We start from the raw sequence: 23,386 nt of genomic DNA on the forward strand, positions 1-23,386 counted from the left end.
TCTACACCACCTTTAAAAAACTTCCTTACCTTATTCCTATTATCGACTCTATATGAAGCACCCTTTTGCCTAATGAACAAAAAAGTAGCGGGAGCGTTTTCAAATATCAATATATGTAAATATACGCTGTCAGCACATGTTTTCCTGCCATCAAGACAGCGCTAAATAGAATGTTTCACGTGAAACATTTTTAGGAAATGGGACTTTTACCAGGTGTTCCTGCTTTTCTTGGATACTTATTTGGCGTTTTTCTTGCTTTACGAATAATGGCAATATTACGTTCACTTTGTTCAAAGGGTAATTCTAATTTTTCAAGCTGCTCAATTTCCCCTCCTAGCACTTTAATAGCTGTTCTTCCATCTTCAAGTTCCTCAGCAAAGTTTGCACCTTTCATCGCGATGAAGACTCCACCCTTTTTCACAAGTGGTAGACATAACTCACTTAATACAGATGTTCGTGCCACAGCTCTAGAAAGGACCATATCATAACTTTCTCTTATTTCTTTTTTCTTACCAAATGTTTCTGCTCTGTCATGATAAAGAGCAAGATCTTCTAACTGAAGGGCTTCAGCTAGGTGGTTCAGAAACGTAATTCGTTTCTTAAGTGAATCTACAATGGTTAATTTAATATGAGGAAAACAAATTTTCAATGGAATACTCGGAAATCCTGCCCCAGCCCCAACATCACAAATTGACAAAGGCTTAGAGAAGTCATAATAAAAGCTTGCAGTCAATGAATCATAAAAATGCTTCAAATATACTTCTTCTTTCTCAGTAATTGCAGTTAGGTTCATCTTTTCGTTCCATTCCACAAGCACCTTGAAATATGTATCAAATTGACTTAATTGGGTTTCATTTAAAGTAATACCCTTTTGTTCCAAATGTTCCTTAAATTGCTGAATATTCATTTCACCGCTCCTTATTCAATAGGATAATGCAGAAAGACTCCCGCTTCAAGAAGCGGGAGTACCATCATCTATACCATTTTTGTTACTTTGCGATTTTTGCTATTCTTCCTTGTTCAAGATACACCAAAAGAATAGAAATATCAGCAGGGTTAACACCAGAAATTCGTGAAGCTTGTGCTACAGAAAGTGGACGAACTTCTTTTAACTTTTGTTTTGCTTCTGAAGCAATGCCAGTAATCGCATCATAATCAATATTATCAGGAATCTTCTTCTTCTCCATTTTTTTCAAACGTTCAACTTGTTGGAGAGATTTTTCAATATAACCTGCATATTTAATTTGAATTTCTACTTGTTCCTCAACCTCTGAAGGTAGTTCCTTATCAGCAGGAACGATGCGCTTTACATGTTCATACGTAATCTCAGGTCGTTTCAAGAAATCACTTGCACGGACGCCATCCTTTAACTTACTGCTTCCGACTTCTTCTAAAAGCTCAGGAACGCCTGCATCACTTGGTTTTATAATAATACCTTCAAGACGTTTTTTCTCCGCTTCAATTTCTGCTTTTTTCTCATTAAAAGCTTGATAACGCTCGTCCGTAATAAGGCCAAGTTCATGTCCTAAATTTGTTAGACGTAAATCAGCATTATCATGGCGAAGTAATAAGCGGTATTCAGCACGAGATGTAAGCAAGCGATATGGTTCATTCGTCCCTTTGGTTACGAGATCATCAATTAATACGCCAATATATGCTTGTGCTCGGTCAAGAATCACCGGCTCCTTCTCCTGAACATTTCTAGCCGCATTGATGCCTGCCATCAAACCTTGGCCTGCTGCTTCTTCATAACCGGAAGTACCGTTAATTTGCCCGGCTGTGAATAAGTTTTTAATTTTCTTCGTTTCAAGCGAAGGCCATAATTGTGTAGGTACAACCGCATCATACTCAATTGCATATCCTGCACGCATTAATTCTGCTCTTTCTAGTCCCGGGATCGTTGCAAGCATACGCTGTTGAACGTCCTCTGGGAGACTTGTAGATAGCCCTTGTACGTAAACTTCGTTTGTATTACGTCCTTCAGGCTCTAGGAAAATTTGATGACGCGGCTTATCGTTAAAACGAACAATTTTATCTTCAATGGATGGACAATAACGCGGACCTGTCCCTTTAATCATGCCAGAATACATCGGGGAACGATGAAGATTCTCGTCAATAATGGCATGTGTTTGTTCATTTGTATACGTTAACCAGCAAGGAATTTGCTCTAACATAAATTTCGTTGTTTCATATGAAAATGCACGTGGTTTTTCATCACCAGGCTGGATTTCTGTTTTGCTGTAATCAATTGTTTGCCCTTTTACCCTAGGCGGAGTACCTGTTTTGAAGCGGACAAGATCGAACCCTAGCTCTTCTAGGTGCTTTGATAAATTAACAGAAGCACGCTGGTTATTTGGTCCACTTTCGTAAGAAAGATCTCCTAGTATGACTTTCCCTCTTAAGAACGTACCCGTTGTAATAATAACGGATTTTGCTCGATATTCGCCGCCTGTTTCAGTTACGACTCCGCGGCATTCCCCATCTTCGACGATTAGCTTTTCAACCATTCCTTGTCGAAGGGTTAAATTTTCTTCATTTTCAAGCGTATTTTTCATTTCATGTTGATACATGAATTTATCAGCTTGTGCTCTTAGCGCACGAACTGCTGGCCCTTTACCAGTATTAAGCATTCTCATTTGAATATGTGTTTTATCGATATTGCGGCCCATCTCACCGCCAAGCGCATCAATTTCACGAACAACTATTCCTTTTGCCGGTCCACCAATAGACGGATTACATGGCATAAATGCAATCATATCTAAATTTAATGTGAAAACGAGTGTATTTGCACCCATTCTAGCAGAAGCAAGTGCTGCTTCTACGCCTGCATGCCCGGCACCGACAACAATAACATCATAACTGCTGTCTTGATAAGACATGATGACTTCCTCCTTCAATGTTATTTTCCAAGACAAAATTGAGAAAATAACTGATCAATTAAACTTTCATGCACCGAATCACCGATAATTTCACCAAGTATTTCCCATGTTCTTGTTAAATCTATTTGAACCATATCAACAGGCATACCGCCTTCGATCGCAGTTAATGCCTCTTCCATCGTTTTCTTCGCTTTTGTAAGCAACGCAATATGACGAGAGTTCGATACATATGTTAAATCTCCCGCTTCGATATTTCCAGCAAAGAACATCGTTGCAATCGCTTCTTCTAATTCATCGACACCTTTTTCTTCTAATAAAGATGTTGTTATCACAGAATGCTCGTTAGCAAGCTCACGGATCCGGTCGAGATCTATTCTTTTAGGCAAGTCTGTTTTATTCACAATAACGATCGTATCCATTCCTGCTGCGGCTTCAAATAACCGCTCATCTTCTTCTGTAAGTTCTTCATTATAATTTAATACCATCAAGATCAAATCGGCTTCTTTCAAGCGTTGTCTGGAACGCTCTACTCCAATTCTTTCGACGATATCTTCTGTTTCACGGATACCTGCTGTATCAACAAGACGAAGCGGTACACCACGCACGTTCACATACTCCTCAATGACGTCTCGTGTTGTCCCTGGTATTTCAGTTACAATCGCTTTGTTTTCATGAACAAGCGCATTCAAAAGTGAAGACTTCCCAACATTTGGCCGTCCGATTATAACCGTGGAAAGTCCTTCTCTTAAAATCTTCCCTTGCTTTGACGTTTCAAGCAACTTGGCAAGCTCACGATGTACTTCTTCTGATTTATCTTTTAATAACTGGTTGGTCATCTCTTCAACATCATCATACTCAGGATAATCAATATTCACTTCCACATGTGCTAACGTTTCTAAGAGGGTTTGCCGCAGACGTTGAATTAATTTCGACAAACGCCCTTCCATTTGGTTAAGTGCTACATTCATTGCCCGGTCTGTCTTAGCTCGAATTAAATCCATTACCGCTTCTGCTTGTGAAAGGTCAATTCGGCCATTTAAAAACGCACGCTTTGTAAATTCACCTGGTTCGGCAAGTCTTGCTCCCTCATTAAGCACAAGCTGCAAAACACGGTTAACTGATACAAGTCCGCCATGACAATTAATTTCGACAATATCTTCTCGAGTGAAGGTTTTCGGTCCTCTCATCACACTTACCATTACTTCTTCCGCTGTACCACCTGTTTCTGGGTCAATTAAATGACCATAATGGATCGTGTGCGTTTCAACTTCAGTTAATGGAACCTTTCCTTTAAAAAGCCTTGCTGCAATTTCTACAGCTTCTTCACCACTAATACGAACAATGGCAATAGCCCCTTCCCCCATCGGCGTCGAAATTGCTGCAATTGTATCTAATTCCATTGGCGTTCACCTCACTTCTATCACTTTTCTATCTATAAAATAAGTTCATTCAATTCAGATCTTGAATAGAGAATAATAATATCCCCTAAATTATTAGATTACCACAACCTTCGATCGGAAGAAAGATTATGTTTTGTGGATAACTATATTTTCATTTTTGCCAAAATTGCTGCACTCAAACCTTATCCACAGTGGATAACTGAAACTGTTTTTAGCCAAAGAATACAAAGGAATCATCTCATCCTGAACAATAGCTCTTTGAAAATAAAAAAACTCCCGACATTTGTCGGAAGCTGTTATTTGTTATTTCTTTTTGGCTTTATCACAATATGTCGTTTCGGTTCTTTCCCGGCTGACTCCGTAACGACTTTGTTATTATGATAAAGGGCAGTATGAATCACCTTTCGTTCAAAGGAAGGCATCGGTTCCAGCTCTACCTTCTGCTGGGTTCGAACCGCTTTTTCAGCAAGTCGTTTTGCCAAGCTTTCAAGCGTTTCACGCCGTCGTTCTCGATAATTCTCTGCATCAACTGTTACAGATATATACTTGTCTGAGCTGCGGTTCGCAACTAGTTGAGTTAAATATTGAAGGGAATTCAATGTTTGACCACGCTTACCAATCAACAATCCAATTTTCTCACCAGTGAGATTATATAGAACGTTGTTGCCGGTAGCGTTTACTTCTACAGTTGCAGAGACGCCCATTTTTGTTGTAACGTCTTTTAAAAACTTCGAAGCTTCATCGATTGGGTTATGCACGAGCGTGACACGAACAATCGCTTGTCGTGCACCAAATATTCCCAAAAAACCTTTTTTACCTTCTTCTATTACATGAATTTCAACAAATTCTTTCGTTGTTTCAAGTTGTTCTAATGCTGACGCGACTGCTTCATCAACCGTTTGACCTGTCGCGGTAACTTGCTTCACTTCTTTGTTCCTCCTGCAGCCTTATCCTTATTTGGGTTCGGCCCTTTGATGATAAGAGTTTGAACAACCATAAAGATGTTACCTACTACCCAGTAAAGTGACAATGCAGATGGGAAAGTTAATGCAAAGAAACCAATCATTATCGGCATCATCCAAAGCATCATTGCCATTTGTGGGTTTTGGCTTTCTGTTCCAGCCATAATTAATTTCTGTTGTAAGAATGTTGTAGCTGCAGCAACGATTGGTAAGATGTAGAATGGATCAGGATCGCCAAGGCTAAACCATAAAAAGGTATGCTCTTTAATCTCCTGTGTACGCATAATTGCGTGATAAAACGCAATTAGGATTGGCATTTGAATTAATAATGGAAAACAGCCAGCTAGAGGGTTTACACCATGTCGTTGGAATAACTCCATTGTCTCTTTTTGAAGCTTTTGCTGTGTTTTTTGATCTTTTGAGCTGTATTTTTCTCGAATTTCTTTCAATTCTGGTTGAATCGCTTGCATAGCTTTTGAATTTTGCGTTTGCTTCACCATCAATGGAAGCAGCACAAGACGTATCAAAATCGTAACAATTACAATTGAAAGGCCATAGCTTTCATTGAACATGTTGGCTACATACGTAATTAACCAGGACAGCGGATAAACGAAATATTGGTTCCAGATCCCTTCACTTTCAGGAGTAATGCTTTCATTGTAGTCCGTACAACCTGTTAAAAGCATTAATACTCCAGTGAAAACCGCTGCAAGTGCGATTCTCTTTTTCAACACTTCTTCCTCCTTATCACGCATCATTCCCTGTTATCTTCACAACACGAATTTGCAGATTATGTATTTTTAACAACATTATTGTTGCACTTTTTATTTATTCTGGTACTTCAATCAATTTGATTTCGGTTTATTCAATACTTTTGCTCGCTTCATCACATGAATTAAGCTTTTCTTTGTTTGGGAAAAATCAAGGTCTGCAGCCTGGTTCCTCGCAATAATGACATAATCATTTTGATCGTGTACATCCTCTTTCAGCTCTAGGAAAGCCTGACGAACATAGCGCTTAATTCTATTTCGTACGACTGCATTCCCAACCTTTTTGCTTACAGATAACCCAATGCGGAAATGCTCAAGATCTCCGCGCTTGAGTACATAAATAACAAATTGGCGGTTGGCCGTTGATTTTCCTTTTTTAAATACCTTTTGAAACTCTTTATTTTTTTTAATTCGATAATCTTTTTTCATTTCATCACTCCTATTAAGAAAAGAAAGGAGCACCTAGAAAAAAGACCACTGACGACGCAGTGGCCTATGCAGACAATACTTTTCTTCCTTTACGACGACGACGAGCAAGAACTTTACGGCCGTTCTTAGTGCTCATACGACTACGGAAACCATGTACTTTTTTACGCTTACGTGTGTTTGGTTGAAATGTACGTTTCATTTATTTACACCTCCCTGAGGAATAACTTCATACGACAGTCTTATTAATTATAGTTAATCAATAAAACAAATGTCAATGCTCTAAAAAGAAGCACACGTTTCTTACTTTACTATAAAACGTCTTAACTTGGCAAGTTTCCTCTAGTTTATGACGCCTAGCTCTTTTTTTCAACTTCTCATTTTTATTTTTCCCAGCTGTTCTTTCTAGAAAAAGCAGCAAGAATGTTGGAGCTTTTCATCCTGAACAATTCTTATGCATCTGCTTTCAAATTATAGCTGTGGATAATTCATTAATCCAAAAATAAACTATCCATAGTGTTAATCATCATTTGTGCACAAAATATAGGTCTGTGGATATCCTTTGTCCACAAGTGGTTGTGTTTGTGGATAAATTCTAATAAATCATTGCAACGCTAGGTTGAATTTGATATGATATTTGTGTTTTCACTCTTTAAACGTATGTGGACAGAAAATAATTATCCACAGATTGTGTGTAAGTTGTTAATAACTTATTCACTGGTGTTTATATCGAGTTATCCACTTCTGTTGATATTGTGCATGATTCACTTTTCTACTATATTATATACTTTTCACATCATTTGTGGATTTAAATATTTATACATCCACATGAATGTGAAATTCCAAGGTGTACAAACGTTGTACACCTGCCTCTATCTTTACTATTTCCTTATGAAAAAGTAGTTACTGAATGTTATAAGCTATTGATAAGGTTGTTCATTCCATCTGCTAAAAGGAGGGATCCGCGGGATGGAAAATATCGCAGAGTTATGGGAACGGACTCTGAAAGAAATAGAAAAAAAGATTAGTAAGCCAAGCTTCGAAACATGGCTTAAATCAACGAAAGCACACTCACTAAAAGAGGATGTGCTCGTTATTACAGCTCCAAATGAATTTGCCCGTGATTGGCTTGAATCCCGCTATGCAGATTTAATTTCAGAAACTGTTCATGAAGTAACTGGAGCAGAACTTGAAGTTAAATTTATTATTCCGCAGAATACGGAAGAAGAAAGCATGGATTTAGAGCAAGAAAAAAAGAAAGCGCCGAAGAAAACTTCCAATGAAGAATCATCTCATAGTATGTTGAATGAAAAGTATACATTCGACACATTTGTCATCGGCTCTGGGAACCGATTTGCTCATGCTGCATCATTGGCTGTTGCTGAAGCGCCAGCTAAAGCCTATAATCCATTATTCATTTACGGGGGAGTTGGATTAGGGAAAACTCATCTTATGCACGCCATCGGTCATTATGTATTGGAACATAATCCACAAGCGAAAGTGGTCTATTTATCATCAGAGAAGTTTACGAATGAGTTTATTAACTCAATTCGCGATAACAAAGCGGTTAATTTCCGCAATAAATATCGAAATGTGGATGTGCTATTAATCGATGATATTCAGTTTCTAGCTGGAAAAGAACAAACACAAGAAGAGTTTTTCCATACCTTTAATGCTTTGCATGAAGAAAGCAAGCAAATCGTCATTTCTAGTGACCGGCCTCCAAAAGAGATTCCAACACTGGAAGACCGTTTACGTTCACGATTTGAATGGGGTCTAATTACTGATATTACACCGCCTGATTTGGAAACAAGGATTGCAATCTTGAGGAAAAAAGCGAAGGCTGAAAAACTGAATATTTCCAATGAGGTCATGATTTATATTGCTAATCAAATTGATACAAATATTCGTGAGCTTGAAGGAGCCTTAATCCGTGTCGTTGCTTATTCCTCACTCATCAATAAAGATATCAATGCAGACCTTGCAGCAGAAGCACTCAAGGACATTATTCCAAGTTCGAAGCCGAAGATTATTACGATTCAAAGTATCCAACAAACAGTCGGGGAATATTACTCAATTAAACTCGAAGATTTCAAAGCAAAAAAACGTACAAAAACAGTCGCCTTCCCGAGACAAATCGCTATGTATCTATCAAGAGAGCTTACTGATTATTCATTACCAAAAATCGGCGAAGAATTCGGAGGCAGGGATCACACAACAGTAATCCATGCACATGAAAAAATCTCAAACTTGTTAAAAGCAGATACACAACTCCAACAGCAAATTCAGGAAGTAAAAGAACGCCTTAAAGCTTAGGTGTTTCTTTTCCTTTATTTTGTGCTGTCTAATGATGCTGTTTTTTTGTTTTTCTTTCGAAATAACTTAGAATGTTCGACAATTGCTCTTGTGAATAAATTTAATAACTATATGTTACTTACAAACAGTCTATCCACATGTGGGTAGACTTTATTTTCTTGCGTTTCATGTAGTTATCCACATGTTAACAGCCACTATTACTACTACTACGTCTTTTATTTTTAATAAAATATAATTTAAAATATAGAGTGGTTAGTTCTGTCGATTAGGAGGAATTACTGATGAAATTTGTCATTCAACGCGATCAATTGGCACAAGCTGTTCAAGATGTTATGAAGGCTGTGTCTTCAAGAACAACAATCCCGATTTTAACTGGGATAAAAATTGAAGTATCTCATGAAGGAATAACTTTAACAGGTAGTAACTCTGACATCTCAATTGAAACGTATATTCCAAAAGAAGATGAAGAGAAGGAATATGCCACGATCTATGAAACGGGAAGTATTGTGCTTCAAGCAAAGTTTTTTAATGAAATCGTAAAGAAGCTTCCAGAAGAAAATGTTGAAATAGAAGTAGGAGAACAATATAGTACAAAAATAAATTCTGGAAATACTCATTTTCACTTAAACGGATTAGATCCTGAGGAATATCCTCGTTTACCAGAAATCAATGAGGAGCACGCATTCCAACTGCCTGCTGATTTGTTAAAGCATATGGTGAGACAAACTGTATTTGCGGTGTCCACCTCAGAAACACGCCCAATCTTGACAGGTGTAAACTGGCGCATTGAAAATACACAGCTGACATGTGTGGCGACAGACAGTCATCGCTTAGCACTTCGGAGCACCCCGATTGAAATGCAGGATTCTTTACCTGAGGAATTAGCGAATGTCGTTATTCCTGGTAAGAGCTTAAATGAACTTAGCAAGATCATTGATGACAATGATGAGCCGATCGATATTGTTGTGACTGAAAATCAAATTCTCTTTAAAACAAAATACCTTTTATTCTTCTCTCGTCTGTTAGATGGGAATTATCCGGATACATCACGCTTAATTCCAAATGACAGCAAAACAGAAGTCATCGTAAACGTAAAAGAATTTCTTCAGTCAATTGACCGGGCATCTCTGCTAGCTCGTGAAGGAAAAAATAATGTCGTTAAACTATCTACACTTTCAGATGGCCGTTTAGAAATTAGCTCGAATACACCAGAAATCGGAAAAGTAACTGAACATGTTTATACACAGAGTATTGAAGGTGATGAGTTAAAGATCTCGTTTAGTGCGAAGTATATGATGGATGCACTAAAAGCAATTGACGGAACAGAAATTCTAGTCAGCTTTACCGGGGCGATGCGTCCTTTTCTAATTCGTTCACCACAGGATGATACAATTTTGCAGTTGATTTTGCCTGTGCGAACGTATTAACAAACCGTACATTGCTAAGAGCTAAATCACCAGCTGTCAAACATTGCTGTAAGTAGTGTTTGACAGCTTTTCTTTTCTCGAGGCTATAAATTTTGTACAATAGAGGAATGGACTATAAAGAAACGGAAAAGGTTTGACTGAAAAGAAAGCAGGTGTTTGTACATGGAAGAAGTAATGATCGAGACTGAATATATCCCGCTTGGACAATTTTTAAAGCTCGCAGGTGTCATCGACACAGGTGGGATGGCGAAGTGGTTTTTGAGTGAATATGATATTTTTGTTAATGGAGAACAAGACCAGCGGAGAGGGCGGAAGCTTCGTGCAGGAGATGAAATCGAAATTCCAGAAGTGGGGAACTTCCGTGTCGTTTCTGAGTAAGGAGTGTGGCTCCTTTGCATATTAAAGAACTTACATTACGAAATTACCGAAATTATGAACATTGTCACGTTGAGTTTGCTGATAAAGTAAATGTTATCCTCGGGGAAAATGCTCAAGGAAAAACAAACTTGATGGAGGCTATCTATGTGTTAGCCATCGCAAAGTCCCATCGTACAGCAAAAGACAAAGAGCTCATATTTTGGGATAAAGAATATGCTAAAATAGAAGGTAGGGCCGAAAAGCGAAACGGACCTGTTTCGATGCAGCTCGTTATTTCGACCAAAGGGAAAAAAGCGAAAGTAAATGCTTTAGAGCAGAAGAAGCTAAGCAGTTATATTGGAACAATTAACATCGTGATGTTTGCGCCGGAAGATTTGAACCTTGTCAAAGGGAGTCCACAAATACGTCGGCGTTTTATTGATATTGAAATTGGACAAGTGATGCCCGTCTATATGCATCATCTATCTAATTATCAAAAGATTCTTCAACAACGAAATCATTTATTAAAACGAATGCAAAAGCACGAAAAGATTGATCCTTCCCTTTTGGAAATTATGACCGAACAATTAGTACAAGTTGCGGCAGAAGTGTCTAGGCGGAGGTTTATCTTCTTATCGATGCTTCAAAAGTGGGCTGAACCGATCCATCACGGTATTAGCAGAGGTCTTGAAAAGCTAGAAATTGAATATAGACCAAGTGTTGAGGTATCACATGAGATGGATTTGTCGAAAATGATAGAAGCGTATCATGAAAAGTTTGCTAAAATAAAAGATAGAGAAATCGATCGAGGTATTACGTTAGCTGGACCTCACCGTGATGATATGGCTTTTTACGTAAATGGTCGTGATGTTCAAGTATACGGTTCACAAGGTCAGCAGCGGACAACGGCTTTATCTTTGAAGTTAGCGGAGATTGAATTGATTAAGCAAGAAGCAGGAGAGTATCCGATTTTATTATTAGACGATGTGTTATCTGAATTAGATGATTTTCGGCAGTCACATCTCCTTAATACAATTCAAGGCAAAGTACAGACATTTGTGACGACGACAAGCGTTGATGGCATTGACCATCAAACTCTCAATGAAGCGGACACCTTTGAAGTTCGTAATGGGCAAATTTCTAAAGTGAAATGAGGTGAGAGGGTGTTCATTCATCTAGGTGAAGAAATCGTTATACGTTCTGAGGACGTTATCGCCATTATTGATGGGCAACTGATCGAGTCTTCAACGATTATGTCAGAGTTTATTAGAGGTCAAGAAAGAGAGAAAGGGATTACAGAAGTATCAGCAGGCGCTGCAAAGTCAATTGTTGTTACGAAGGATCGTGTGTACTTTTCCCCGCTATCTTCTGTAACACTGAAACGACGGTCACAAATGATTTCCGATCTTGAGCCTTTCAACGAATAAATTCACAAAGAAATTTAAGCAGTCAAGCTGCTTAAGAGAGTGTAGGTGATACAAGTGGCAATGGAACAAAACAGACCTGAACAACAAGCCTATGATGAAAACCAAATACAGGTATTAGAAGGGCTTGAAGCGGTAAGAAAACGGCCTGGTATGTATATTGGTTCAACAGGCTCTAGAGGCCTTCACCATCTTGTTTGGGAAATCGTCGACAATAGTATTGATGAGGCACTTGCGGGTTATTGTGATGAAATTAAAGTTTTCATTGAAGAAGATAACAGTATTACCGTAATGGACGATGGCAGAGGTATTCCTGTAGGTATTCATGAGAAGATGGGACGTCCTGCAGTTGAGGTTATTATGACCGTGCTACACGCTGGCGGTAAATTCGGCGGCGGCGGTTATAAAGTATCCGGAGGTCTTCATGGGGTTGGTGCTTCTGTTGTTAATGCACTTTCGTCGGAATTGGAAGTTACTGTGCATCGTGATGGTAATATTTATTACCAGAAATTTAACCGAGGCATACCAGCTGCAGATTTAGAGATCATCGGAACAACAGAACAAACAGGAACGAAGGTTCATTTTAAGCCTGATCATGAAATCTTCACAGAAACAAAGGTTTATGATTTCGATACACTTGCGAGCCGTACTCGTGAGTTGGCCTTCTTAAACCGTGGTTTAAAGATTTCGATTTCAGATAAACGTCCAGAAGGAAAGAGGAAAGATTATTATTATGAGGGTGGCATCAAATCTTACGTAGAACATTTAAACCGTTCACGTCAAGTGCTTCATGATGAACCAATCTTTATTTCCAATGAGCGGGATAATATTTCTGTTGAAGTTGCGATTCAATATAATGACAGCTTCACTAGTAATATTTATTCTTTCGCAAATAATATTCACACATATGAAGGCGGAACCCACGAATCTGGTTTTAAAACTGCCTTAACGCGTGTTATTAATGATTATGCGCGTAAACATAACCTCTTCAAGGATACAGACCCGAATTTAACTGGGGACGATGTGCGTGAAGGGTTAACAGCAATTGTGTCAATTAAACACCCTGATCCGCAATTTGAAGGTCAAACAAAAACGAAACTGGGCAACAGTGAAGTGCGAACGGTGACAGATGCTATTTTCACAGAGGCATTTGAAACCTTTTTACTTGAAAACCCTGCTCCTGCAAAAAAAATTGTTGAAAAAGGCTTAACAGCTTCACGTGCTCGAATGGCTGCGAAGAAAGCTCGTGAATTAACAAGAAGAAAGGGAGCGCTTGAAGTCTCCAATCTTCCAGGTAAGTTGGCAGACTGTTCATCACGGGATGCGAAAATTAGTGAACTATATGTGGTTGAGGGGGATTCAGCAGGTGGTTCAGCCAAACAAGGTCGTGACCGCCACTTCCAAGCTATTCTTCCACTTCGTGGTAAGATTATTAATGTTGAAAAAGCTAGGCTGGATAAAATTCTTTCCAACAATGAAATTCGTATGATTATTACAGCGCTTGGTACTGGAATTGGAGAAGATTTTGATATCGAAAAAGTCCGTTATCATAAAATCGTTATTATGACAGATGCTGACGTTGATGGTGCGCATATTCGAACGCTGCTGTTAACTTTTATCTACCGATATATGCGTCCTTTAATTGAGAAAGGGTATATCTATATTGCTCAGCCGCCACTTTATAAAATTCAGCAAGGTAAAAATGTTTATTATGCCTATAATGAACGTGAAAAAGACGCACGATATGCTGAGCTTCCTGCTACACCGAAGCCGTCATTACAGCGTTACAAAGGTTTAGGTGAAATGAATCCAGAACAGCTGTGGGAAACAACGATGAACCCAGAATCACGTACACTGTTACAAGTGAATCTTCAGGATGCAATGGATGCCGATGAAATTTTTGAGATTTTGATGGGTGACAAAGTTGAGCCGCGTAGACATTTCATCCAAGAGAATGCAGATTACGTTAAGAATCTTGATATCTAAAGTAAAGAAAGCGGCAAGAGATTTGTCAGCACTTGCCGGATAAGGGGGTACCCTCATGTCGGAAGAGCAACGTTCACAAGTTAAAGAAGTGAATATTAGTCAGGAAATGCGGACATCCTTTATGGATTATGCAATGAGTGTTATCGTTTCTCGTGCACTCCCAGATGTCCGTGACGGTCTTAAACCCGTGCACCGACGCATCTTATATGCAATGAATGACCTTGGTATGACTTCTGAGAAAGCTTATAAGAAGTCAGCACGTATCGTTGGAGAAGTAATTGGTAAATACCATCCACATGGTGATTCTGCTGTCTATGACACAATGGTACGCATGGCGCAAGATTTTAACTATCGCTATATGCTTGTTGATGGTCACGGGAACTTTGGTTCAATTGATGGTGATGCAGCGGCAGCGATGCGTTATACAGAAGCGCGGATGTCCAAGATTTCAATGGAACTCGTGCGCGATATTCAGAAAGATACGATCGACTATCAGGAGAACTATGATGGTCATGAAAAAGAGCCTGTTGTTTTACCTGCTCGTTTCCCGAATTTATTAGTCAATGGTTCGGCTGGGATTGCGGTTGGGATGGCAACGAATATTCCACCACATCAATTAGGTGAAGTCATTGACGGTATTCTAGCAATCACAAAAGAGCCTGAGTTGTCTATTCAAGAATTGATGGAATACATACCTGGACCTGATTTCCCTACAGCAGGGCAAATTTTAGGTCGAAGTGGTATTCGAAAGGCGTATGAGACTGGTAAAGGCTCGATTACAATCCGCGCAAAGACAGAGATTGAGCAAATGTCAAACGGTAAAGAGCGAATCCTAGTATCAGAGCTTCCTTATCAAGTAAACAAAGCGAAGCTAATCGAAAAGATTGCAGAGCTTGTTCGGGATAAGAAAATCGATGGTATTACAGATTTGCGTGATGAATCGGATCGAAATGGAATGCGTATTGTAATTGAGCTTCGAAAAGATGCAAATGCCAATGTACTTCTTAATAACCTTTATAAGCAGACAACGTTGCAGACAAGCTTTGGTATTAACTTACTTGCACTTGTAGGTGGGCGTCCGAAGGTATTGAACCTTAAGCAATGTCTTGAATATTACTTAGAGCATCAACGTGTGGTTATTCGTCGCCGGACAGCTTTTGATTTGCGAAAAGCAGAGGCAAGAGCTCATATTCTAGAAGGTCTGCGAATTGCCCTTGATCATTTAGATGAGGTTATTAATTTAATTCGCAGCTCGCAAACAACCGATATTGCTCGTAATGGGTTAATGGAGAAATTCGGGTTAAGTGAAAAGCAAGCACAGGCAATTCTAGATATGCGTTTACAGCGTTTAACAGGGTTAGAACGTGAGAAGATTGAAGAAGAATATAAGAATTTAGTGGATTTAATAGCAGAATTGAAGGCTATTTTAGCTGATGATGAAAAAGTACTGGATATCATCCGTGAAGAGTTGCTTGAACTAAAAGAGCGCTTTAACGATGAACGCCGTACTGAAATTTTAGTAAGTGGAATTGATGCAATTGAAGATGAAGATTTAATTCCTCGTCAAAATATCGTGATTACACTTACACATCATGGCTATATTAAGCGACTGCCGATGTCTACGTACCGTAGTCAAAAGCGTGGAGGCCGTGGTGTTCAAGGAATGGGTACGAACGAAGATGATTTCGTTGAGCAGTTGCTGACGACTTCTACTCATGATACCGTGCTATTCTTTACGAATAAAGGGAAGGTATATCGTCTGAAGGGTTATGAAATACCTGAATACAGCCGGACAGCGAAAGGAATCCCGATCATTAACCTGCTAGAAATCGATAAAGATGAGTGGGTAAAAGCAGTCATTCCGATTCAGGAGTTTGCGGAAGATTGGTTCCTGTTGTTCGCTACAAAAGACGGCATTGTCAAACGCTCACCACTTTCTTCATATGCTAATATCCGCAAAGGTGGATTAATAGCTGTGAATTTAAGAGAAGATGATGAACTCATCTCTGTTCGGTTAACAGATGGTGAAAAAGATATTATCATGGGAACCCAGCACGGAATGATGATTCGCTTCCAAGAAACAGATGTCCGTTCAATGGGACGTACAGCTACAGGCGTAAAAGGGATAAACTTAAGTGGTGGCGACCAAGTTGTCGGAATGGAAATCCTTGAAGAAGATGTAGATGTTCTCGTTGTAACAACAAAAGGTTATGGAAAACGGACACCTGCAAGTGAATATCGTCTTCAAACGCGTGGCGGAAAAGGTCTTATTACATGTAACCTGACAGAGAAGAATGGCCAAGTCTCTACAGTGAAGGCTGTTACATCTGATGATGATATTATGATTATTACCGAAAGTGGAGTACTTATTCGTATGTCTGTTAATGACATTTCTTCAATGGGAAGAAACACACAAGGTGTAAGGCTAATACGCCTTGGAGAAGAAGAAAGCGTCTCAACAGTAGCAAAAGTTAAAGAAGATGAAGCAACAGAGGAAGAAATCGAAGAGATAGAGGAATCCGCAGAGAGCCTTGGAGAAGGCGATGAACAAGAATAAGGAGTGTGCCACAACGGCACTCCTTTTCTTTTTGTGTTTGTATTAGCTAAAAAAAGAAAATGCAATGCAGTTAAAAGTGGAAAAGAATTAATGTATTCAAGTCTCTTTTTCATCTCAGTGTCTTGTGCTCTGAAACTTTCTGAAAAACTTTCATTTATCTATTGCAATAAAAATATATCCATGGTACATTATTAATTGTCGCTTTTAGAGACGCAATACTTACTGAAAAATAATGTCGAAAAAAAAGTATTGACGAAAGGCAGACAGCATGATATATTAATTAAGTCGCCAACAAAAAAGGCGATTAAAATGCTCTTTGAAAACTGGACAAAATGAACATGCTTAACGAGCAAGTTTCAAATTTTTTTCGAACTTCCATTTGGAAGCTTATCGGAGAGTTTGATCCTGGCTCAGGACGAACGCTGGCGGCGTGCCTAATACATGCAAGTCGAGCGGATGAAGGGGAGCTTGCTCCCTGGATTCAGCGGCGGACGGGTGAGTAACACGTGGGCAACCTGCCTGTAAGACTGGGATAACTCCGGGAAACCGGGGCTAATACCGGATAATCAAGTGAACCGCATGGTTCGCTTGTAAAAGACGGTTCTGCTGTCACTTACAGATGGGCCCGCGGCGCATTAGTTAGTTGGTGGGGTAACGGCCTACCAAGACGACGATGCGTAGCCGACCTGAGAGGGTGATCGGCCACACTGGGACTGAGACACGGCCCAGACTCCTACGGGAGGCAGCAGTAGGGAATCATCCGCAATGGACGAAAGTCTGACGGTGCAACGCCGCGTGAACGATGAAGGCCTTCGGGTCGTAAAGTTCTGTTGTTAGGGAAGAACAAGTGCCGGAGTAACTGCCGGCACCTTGACGGTACCTAACCAGAAAGCCACGGCTAACTACGTGCCAGCAGCCGCGGTAATACGTAGGTGGCAAGCGTTGTCCGGAATTATTGGGCGTAAAGCGCGCGCAGGCGGTTTCTTAAGTCTGATGTGAAAGCCCGTGGCTCAACCACGGAGGGTCATTGGAAACTGGGGAACTTGAGTGCAGAAGAGGAGAGTGGAATTCCACGTGTAGCGGTGAAATGCGTAGATATGTGGAGGAACACCAGTGGCGAAGGCGACTCTCTGGTCTGTAACTGACGCTGAGGCGCGAAAGCGTGGGGAGCAAACAGGATTAGATACCCTGGTAGTCCACGCCGTAAACGATGAGTGCTAAGTGTTAGGGGGTTTCCGCCCCTTAGTGCTGAAGTTAACGCATTAAGCACTCCGCCTGGGGAGTACGACCGCAAGGTTGAAACTCAAAGGAATTGACGGGGCCCGCACAAGCGGTGGAGCATGTGGTTTAATTCGAAGCAACGCGAAGAACCTTACCAGGTCTTGACATCCTCTGACCACCCTGGAGACAGGGCTTCCCCTTCGGGGGCAGAGTGACAGGTGGTGCATGGTTGTCGTCAGCTCGTGTCGTGAGATGTTGGGTTAAGTCCCGCAACGAGCGCAACCCTTGTCCTTAGTTGCCAGCATTCAGTTGGGCACTCTAAGGAGACTGCCGGTGACAAACCGGAGGAAGGTGGGGATGACGTCAAATCATCATGCCCCTTATGACCTGGGCTACACACGTGCTACAATGGATGGTACAAAGGGAAGCAAGACCGCGAGGTGGAGCCAATCCCATAAAGCCATTCTCAGTTCGGATTGCAGGCTGCAACTCGCCTGCATGAAGCCGGAATCGCTAGTAATCGCGGATCAGCATGCCGCGGTGAATACGTTCCCGGGCCTTGTACACACCGCCCGTCACACCACGAGAGTTTGTAACACCCGAAGTCGGTGGGGTAACCTTTGGAGCCAGCCGCCGAAGGTGGGACAAATGATTGGGGTGAAGTCGTAACAAGGTAGCCGTATCGGAAGGTGCGGCTGGATCACCTCCTTTCTAAGGATTTTATATGCACCAACGGTGCAAAACGATTAAGCATGTTTCATTTTGTTCAGTTTTGAGAGAGCATTCTCTCAATCAATGTTTGTTCCTTGAAAACTAGATAACCGAAACAGAAGTAAAGATTCCTTTTTAAATTAAACCGATTTAAAGGGTATGTGCAAATGCGTTTTATGTATGATGCTCATCAATGGTTAAGTTAGAAAGGGCGCACGGTGGATGCCTTGGCACTAGGAGCCGATGAAGGACGAGACTAACATCGATATGCTTCGGCGAGCTGTAAGTAAGCGTTGACCCGGAGATTTCCGAATGGGGAAACCCACTGTCCGTAATGGGGCAGTATCATCATCTGAATCCATAGGGTGATGAAGGCAGACCCGGGGAACTGAAACATCTAAGTACCCGGAGGAAGAGAAAGCAAACGCGATTTCCCGAGTAGCGGCGAGCGAAACGGAAACAGCCCAAACCAAGAGGCTTGCCTCTTGGGGTTGTAGGACGTTCCACATGGAGTTACAAAGGAACAGGATAAGTGAAGCGGCCTGGAAAGGCCGGCCACAGAAGGTAACAGCCCTGTAGCTGAAATCCTGTTCTCTCCGGAGCGGATCCTGAGTACGGCGGAACACGTGAAATTCCGTCGGAAGCAGGGAGGACCATCTCCCAAGGCTAAATACTCCCTAGTGACCGATAGTGAACCAGTACCGTGAGGGAAAGGTGAAAAGCACCCCTGACGGGGAGTGAAAAAGATCCTGAAACCGTGTGCCTACAAGTAGTCGGAGCCCATTAACGGGTGACGGCGTGCCTTTTGTAGAATGAACCGGCGAGTTACGATCTCGTGCAAGGTTAAGTCGGAAAGACGGAGCCGCAGCGAAAGCGAGTCTGAACAGGGCGATATAGTACGTGGTCGTAGACCCGAAACCGAGTGATCTACCCATGTCCAGGGTGAAGTTCAGGTAACACTGAATGGAGGCCCGAACCCACGCACGTTGAAAAGTGCGGGGATGAGTGTGGGTAGGGGTGAAATGCCAATCGAACTCGGAGATAGCTGGTTCTCCCCGAAATAGCTTTAGGGCTAGCCTCAAGGGAAGAGTCTTGGAGGTAGAGCACTGATTGGATGAGGGGCCCCCAACGGGTTACCGAGTTCAGTCAAACTCCGAATGCCAATGACTTATCCTTGGGAGTCAGACTGCGAGTGATAAGGTCCGTAGTCGAGAGGGAAACAGCCCAGACCACCAGCTAAGGTCCCTAAGTATACGTTAAGTGGAAAAGGATGTGGAGTTGCCCAGACAACCAGGATGTTGGCTTAGAAGCAGCCACCATTTAAAGAGTGCGTAATAGCTCACTGGTCGAGTGACTCTGCGCCGAAAATATACCGGGGCTAAACGTATCACCGAAGCTGTGGATGTTCCGCATGGAACATGGTAGGGGAGCGTTCTAAGCGCTTTGAAGCCAGACCGTAAGGACTGGTGGAGTACTTAGAAGTGAGAATGCCGGTATGAGTAGCGAAAAGACAAGTGAGAATCTTGTCCATCGAAAGCCTAAGGTTTCCTGAGGAAGGCTCGTCCGCTCAGGGTTAGTCGGGACCTAAGCCGAGGCCGAAAGGCGTAGGCGATGGCCAACAGGTTGAAATTCCTGTACCACCTCCTCACCATTTGAGCAATGGGGGGACGCAGGAAGGTAGGGTGAGCACGCCACTGGATGTGCGTGTCCAAGCCGTTAGGCTGACAACGAGGCAAATCCCGTTGTCATAAGGCTGAGCGGTGATGGCGAGGGAAATTTTAGTACCGAAGTCCCTGATCCTACACTGCCAAGAAAAGCCTCTAGCGAGGTGAGAGGTGCCCGTACCGCAAACCGACACAGGTAGGCGAGGAGAGAATCCTAAGATGAGCGGGAAAACTCTGGTTAAGGAACTCGGCAAAATGACCCCGTAACTTCGGGAGAAGGGGTGCTCTTTGGGGTTTATAGCCCCGAAGAGCCGCAGTGAATAGGCCCAAGCGACTGTTTAGCAAAAACACAGGTCTCTGCGAAGCCGCAAGGCGAAGTATAGGGGCTGACACCTGCCCGGTGCTGGAAGGTTAAGAGGAGGGGTTATCCTCACGGAGAAGCTCTGAATCGAAGCCCCAGTAAACGGCGGCCGTAACTATAACGGTCCTAAGGTAGCGAAATTCCTTGTCGGGTAAGTTCCGACCCGCACGAAAGGTGCAACGACTTGGGCACTGTCTCAACCAGAGACCCGGTGAAATTATACTATGCGTGAAGATGCGCATTACCCGCGACAGGACGGAAAGACCCGTGGAGCTTTACTGCAGCCTGATATTGAATTTTGGTACAGCTTGTACAGGATAGGCAGGAGCCTTGGAAGCGTGAGCGCCAGCTTACGTGGAGGCGCTGGTGGGATACTGCCCTTGCTGTATTGAAATTCTAACCCTGAGCCGTTATCCGGCTCGGAGACAGTGTCAGGTAGGCAGTTTGACTGGGGCGGTCGCCTCCCAAAAGGTAACGGAGGCGCCCAAAGGTTCCCTCAGAATGGTTGGAAATCATTCGCAGAGTGTAAAGGCACAAGGGAGCTTGACTGCGAGACCTACAAGTCGAGCAGGGACGAAAGTCGGGCTTAGTGATCCGGTGGTTCCGCATGGAAGGGCCATCGCTCAACGGATAAAAGCTACCCCGGGGATAACAGGCTTATCTCCCCCAAGAGTCCACATCGACGGGGAGGTTTGGCACCTCGATGTCGGCTCATCGCATCCTGGGGCTGTAGTCGGTCCCAAGGGTTGGGCTGTTCGCCCATTAAAGCGGTACGCGAGCTGGGTTCAGAACGTCGTGAGACAGTTCGGTCCCTATCCGTCGTGGGCGCAGGAAATTTGAGAGGAGCTGTCCTTAGTACGAGAGGACCGGGATGGACACACCGCTGGTGTACCAGTTGTTCCGCCAGGAGCATCGCTGGGTAGCTACGTGTGGACGGGATAAGTGCTGAAAGCATCTAAGCATGAAGCCCCCCTCAAGATGAGATTTCCCATAGCGTCAAGCTAGTAAGATCCCTCAGAGATGATGAGGTAGATAGGTTCGGGGTGGAAGCGTGGCGACACGTGCAGCTGACGAATACTAATCGATCGAGGACTTAACCAATTTAATTGGAAATGCAAGACAACCAGCGTGCATCACACATGCACTGCACACTTCTGTTTCACGTGTTATCTAGTTTTGAAGGAATAAATATTTTCTTCACACAAACTATTGCATTTCTTTATGGAATGTGTATAATAATTCTTGTCCCTTAGAAAAGGAACAAGAAACATAGTCTGGTGGCAATAGCGAAGAGGTCACACCCGTTCCCATACCGAACACGGAAGTTAAGCTCTTCAGCGCCGATGGTAGTTGGGGTTCTTCCCCTGTGAGAGTAGGACGCCGCCAGGCGATACATATTTGGAGGATTAGCTCAGCTGGGAGAGCACCTGCCTTACAAGCAGGGGGTCGGCAGTTCGATCCTGTCATCCTCCACCATATATTTGGTCCGGTAGTTCAGTTGGTTAGAATGCCTGCCTGTCACGCAGGAGGTCGCGGGTTCGAGTCCCGTCCGGACCGCCATGTTAGCCGGTCTAGCTCAATTGGTAGAGCAACTGACTTGTAATCAGTAGGTTGGGGGTTCAAGTCCTCTGGCCGGCACCATTTGAAGAGCCATTAGCTCAGTTGGTAGAGCATCTGACTTTTAATCAGAGGGTCGAAGGTTCGAATCCTTCATGGCTCACCATTTTTGCGGGTGTGGTGGAACTGGCAGACACGCTAGACTTAGGATCTAGTGCCTTACGGCGTGGGGGTTCGACTCCCTCCACCCGCACCATTAAAAAAATCTTTGACATAGAACAGTAACATCCTGTTATTGGAATTGAAATTAGTACATATTGTACACATGCGGAAGTAGTTCAGTGGTAGAACACCACCTTGCCAAGGTGGGGGTCGCGGGTTCGAATCCCGTCTTCCGCTCCAAAGTTGCCGGGGTGGTGGAATTGGCAGACACACAGGACTTAAAATCCTGCGGTAGGTGACTACCGTGCCGGTTCGAGTCCGGCCCTCGGCACCAGTAGTTCGGACAATTTAAGCGCCCGTAGCTCAATTGGATAGAGCGTCTGACTACGGATCAGAAGGTTAGGGGTTCGACTCCTCTCGGGCGCGCCAATAATTAGTCCGGGAAGTAGCTCAGCTTGGTAGAGCACATGGTTTGGGACCATGGGGTCGCAGGTTCGAATCCTGTCTTCCCGATTGTTAAATATGGGGCCTTAGCTCAGCTGGGAGAGCGCCTGCCTTGCACGCAGGAGGTCAGCGGTTCGATCCCGCTAGGCTCCACCATATAAAAGATTAAAATGCTCTTTGAAAACTGGACAAAATGAACATGCTTAACGAGCAAGTTTCAAATTTTTTCGAACTTCCATTTGGAAGCTTATCGGAGAGTTTGATCCTGGCTCAGGACGAACGCTGGCGGCGTGCCTAATACATGCAAGTCGAGCGGATGAAGGGGAGCTTGCTCCCTGGATTCAGCGGCGGACGGGTGAGTAACACGTGGGCAACCTGCCTGTAAGACTGGGATAACTCCGGGAAACCGGGGCTAATACCGGATAATCAAGTGAACCGCATGGTTCGCTTGTAAAAGACGGTTTTGCTGTCACTTACAGATGGGCCCGCGGCGCATTAGTTAGTTGGTGGGGTAACGGCCTACCAAGACGACGATGCGTAGCCGACCTGAGAGGGTGATCGGCCACACTGGGACTGAGACACGGCCCAGACTCCTACGGGAGGCAGCAGTAGGGAATCATCCGCAATGGACGAAAGTCTGACGGTGCAACGCCGCGTGAACGATGAAGGCCTTCGGGTCGTAAAGTTCTGTTGTTAGGGAAGAACAAGTGCCGGAGTAACTGCCGGCACCTTGACGGTACCTAACCAGAAAGCCACGGCTAA

The 23,386-nt window shown here is 42.8% G+C and carries 14 protein-coding genes, 10 tRNA genes and 4 rRNA genes (1 of these 28 cut by a window edge); 21 read left to right on the plus strand and 7 right to left on the minus strand.

Annotated elements, in window-relative coordinates:
• Positions 1–190 precede the first annotated feature (190 nt).
• The 7 genes from rsmG to rpmH all read right to left on the minus strand — a co-directional run bounded on the left by rsmG (position 191) and on the right by rpmH (position 6,639).
• Positions 191–907, minus strand: a complete 717-nt coding sequence (gene rsmG, locus LC040_16635) for a 16S rRNA (guanine(527)-N(7))-methyltransferase RsmG (GenBank protein ID WLR50858.1) — start codon at positions 905–907, stop codon at positions 191–193.
• A gap of 82 nt (positions 908–989) precedes the next feature.
• Positions 990–2,879 carry a tRNA uridine-5-carboxymethylaminomethyl(34) synthesis enzyme MnmG gene (gene mnmG, locus LC040_16640; GenBank protein ID WLR50859.1) on the minus strand — a complete coding sequence of 630 codons (1,890 nt, stop codon included), beginning with the start codon at positions 2,877–2,879 and terminating at the stop codon, positions 990–992.
• A gap of 20 nt (positions 2,880–2,899) precedes the next feature.
• Positions 2,900–4,279 (minus strand): tRNA uridine-5-carboxymethylaminomethyl(34) synthesis GTPase MnmE, encoded by a 1,380-nt coding sequence (gene mnmE / locus LC040_16645; protein WLR50860.1) that lies wholly within the window; start codon positions 4,277–4,279, stop codon positions 2,900–2,902.
• Between the two features lie 296 nt (positions 4,280–4,575).
• Positions 4,576–5,205 carry an RNA-binding cell elongation regulator Jag/EloR gene (gene jag / locus LC040_16650; protein WLR50861.1) on the minus strand — a complete coding sequence of 210 codons (630 nt, stop codon included), beginning with the start codon at positions 5,203–5,205 and terminating at the stop codon, positions 4,576–4,578.
• Positions 5,202–5,972 (minus strand): YidC family membrane integrase SpoIIIJ, encoded by a 771-nt coding sequence (gene spoIIIJ, locus LC040_16655; GenBank protein WLR50862.1) that lies wholly within the window; start codon positions 5,970–5,972, stop codon positions 5,202–5,204. The genes jag and spoIIIJ overlap by 4 nt, the downstream gene beginning before the upstream one ends.
• 114 nt (positions 5,973–6,086) lie before the next feature.
• Entirely contained in the window at positions 6,087–6,440 is a 354-nt protein-coding gene (gene rnpA, locus LC040_16660; protein ID WLR50863.1) for a ribonuclease P protein component, read from the minus strand.
• Positions 6,441–6,504: 64 nt separating this feature from the next.
• Positions 6,505–6,639: a 50S ribosomal protein L34 gene (rpmH, locus tag LC040_16665; protein ID WLR50864.1), complete on the minus strand. Its 135-nt coding sequence runs from the start codon at positions 6,637–6,639 to the stop codon at positions 6,505–6,507.
• Positions 6,640–7,406: 767 nt separating this feature from the next.
• Here rpmH and dnaA point away from each other — a divergent pair.
• The 21 genes from dnaA to LC040_16770 form a co-directional block, all read left to right on the plus strand.
• Positions 7,407–8,753: a chromosomal replication initiator protein DnaA gene (gene dnaA, locus LC040_16670; protein WLR50865.1), complete on the plus strand. Its 1,347-nt coding sequence runs from the start codon at positions 7,407–7,409 to the stop codon at positions 8,751–8,753.
• Positions 8,754–9,034: 281 nt separating this feature from the next.
• Positions 9,035–10,180 (plus strand): DNA polymerase III subunit beta, encoded by a 1,146-nt coding sequence (gene dnaN / locus LC040_16675; GenBank protein ID WLR50866.1) that lies wholly within the window; start codon positions 9,035–9,037, stop codon positions 10,178–10,180.
• 162 nt (positions 10,181–10,342) lie between these two features.
• A complete protein-coding gene (yaaA, locus tag LC040_16680) occupies positions 10,343–10,558 on the plus strand; it encodes a S4 domain-containing protein YaaA (GenBank protein ID WLR50867.1) in 216 nt (71 codons plus the stop codon).
• A 14-nt stretch (positions 10,559–10,572) separates the two neighbouring features.
• Complete coding sequence (gene recF, locus LC040_16685) at positions 10,573–11,691, plus strand: DNA replication/repair protein RecF (protein WLR50868.1); 1,119 nt, start codon at positions 10,573–10,575, stop codon at positions 11,689–11,691.
• Between the two features lie 9 nt (positions 11,692–11,700).
• Positions 11,701–11,964 (plus strand): DUF370 domain-containing protein, encoded by a 264-nt coding sequence (locus LC040_16690; GenBank protein ID WLR50869.1) that lies wholly within the window; start codon positions 11,701–11,703, stop codon positions 11,962–11,964.
• Positions 11,965–12,024: 60 nt separating this feature from the next.
• A complete protein-coding gene (gyrB, locus tag LC040_16695; protein WLR53322.1) occupies positions 12,025–13,947 on the plus strand; it encodes a DNA topoisomerase (ATP-hydrolyzing) subunit B in 1,923 nt (640 codons plus the stop codon).
• A 55-nt stretch (positions 13,948–14,002) separates the two neighbouring features.
• Complete coding sequence (gyrA, locus tag LC040_16700; protein WLR50870.1) at positions 14,003–16,504, plus strand: DNA gyrase subunit A; 2,502 nt, start codon at positions 14,003–14,005, stop codon at positions 16,502–16,504.
• A gap of 387 nt (positions 16,505–16,891) precedes the next feature.
• Positions 16,892–18,436, plus strand: a 16S ribosomal RNA gene (locus tag LC040_16705).
• Between the two features lie 195 nt (positions 18,437–18,631).
• Positions 18,632–21,562: ribosomal RNA gene (locus tag LC040_16710) — 23S ribosomal RNA — on the plus strand.
• 172 nt (positions 21,563–21,734) lie between these two features.
• Positions 21,735–21,850, plus strand: a 5S ribosomal RNA gene (gene rrf, locus LC040_16715).
• A gap of 11 nt (positions 21,851–21,861) precedes the next feature.
• A tRNA-Val gene (locus LC040_16720) sits at positions 21,862–21,937 on the plus strand.
• 7 nt (positions 21,938–21,944) lie between these two features.
• Positions 21,945–22,021, plus strand: a tRNA-Asp gene (locus tag LC040_16725).
• A gap of 5 nt (positions 22,022–22,026) precedes the next feature.
• Positions 22,027–22,102, plus strand: a tRNA-Thr gene (locus LC040_16730).
• Between the two features lie 6 nt (positions 22,103–22,108).
• Positions 22,109–22,184 (plus strand) — tRNA-Lys (locus tag LC040_16735).
• A 5-nt stretch (positions 22,185–22,189) separates the two neighbouring features.
• Positions 22,190–22,274 (plus strand) — tRNA-Leu (locus tag LC040_16740).
• A gap of 71 nt (positions 22,275–22,345) precedes the next feature.
• Positions 22,346–22,420, plus strand: a tRNA-Gly gene (locus LC040_16745).
• A gap of 5 nt (positions 22,421–22,425) precedes the next feature.
• Positions 22,426–22,514: transfer RNA gene (locus LC040_16750), tRNA-Leu, on the plus strand.
• Between the two features lie 18 nt (positions 22,515–22,532).
• Positions 22,533–22,609: transfer RNA gene (locus LC040_16755), tRNA-Arg, on the plus strand.
• Positions 22,610–22,619: 10 nt separating this feature from the next.
• A tRNA-Pro gene (locus tag LC040_16760) sits at positions 22,620–22,693 on the plus strand.
• A gap of 11 nt (positions 22,694–22,704) precedes the next feature.
• Positions 22,705–22,780: transfer RNA gene (locus LC040_16765), tRNA-Ala, on the plus strand.
• Between the two features lie 91 nt (positions 22,781–22,871).
• Positions 22,872–23,386, plus strand: a 16S ribosomal RNA gene (locus tag LC040_16770) (it continues 1,031 nt past the right edge of the window).
• The 16S, 23S and 5S rRNA genes sit together here with 10 tRNA genes alongside, the layout of an rRNA operon.

This window comes from Bacillus tianshenii, assembly GCA_020524525.2.
Taxonomy (GTDB): domain Bacteria; phylum Bacillota; class Bacilli; order Bacillales; family Bacillaceae_N; genus Bacillus_AV.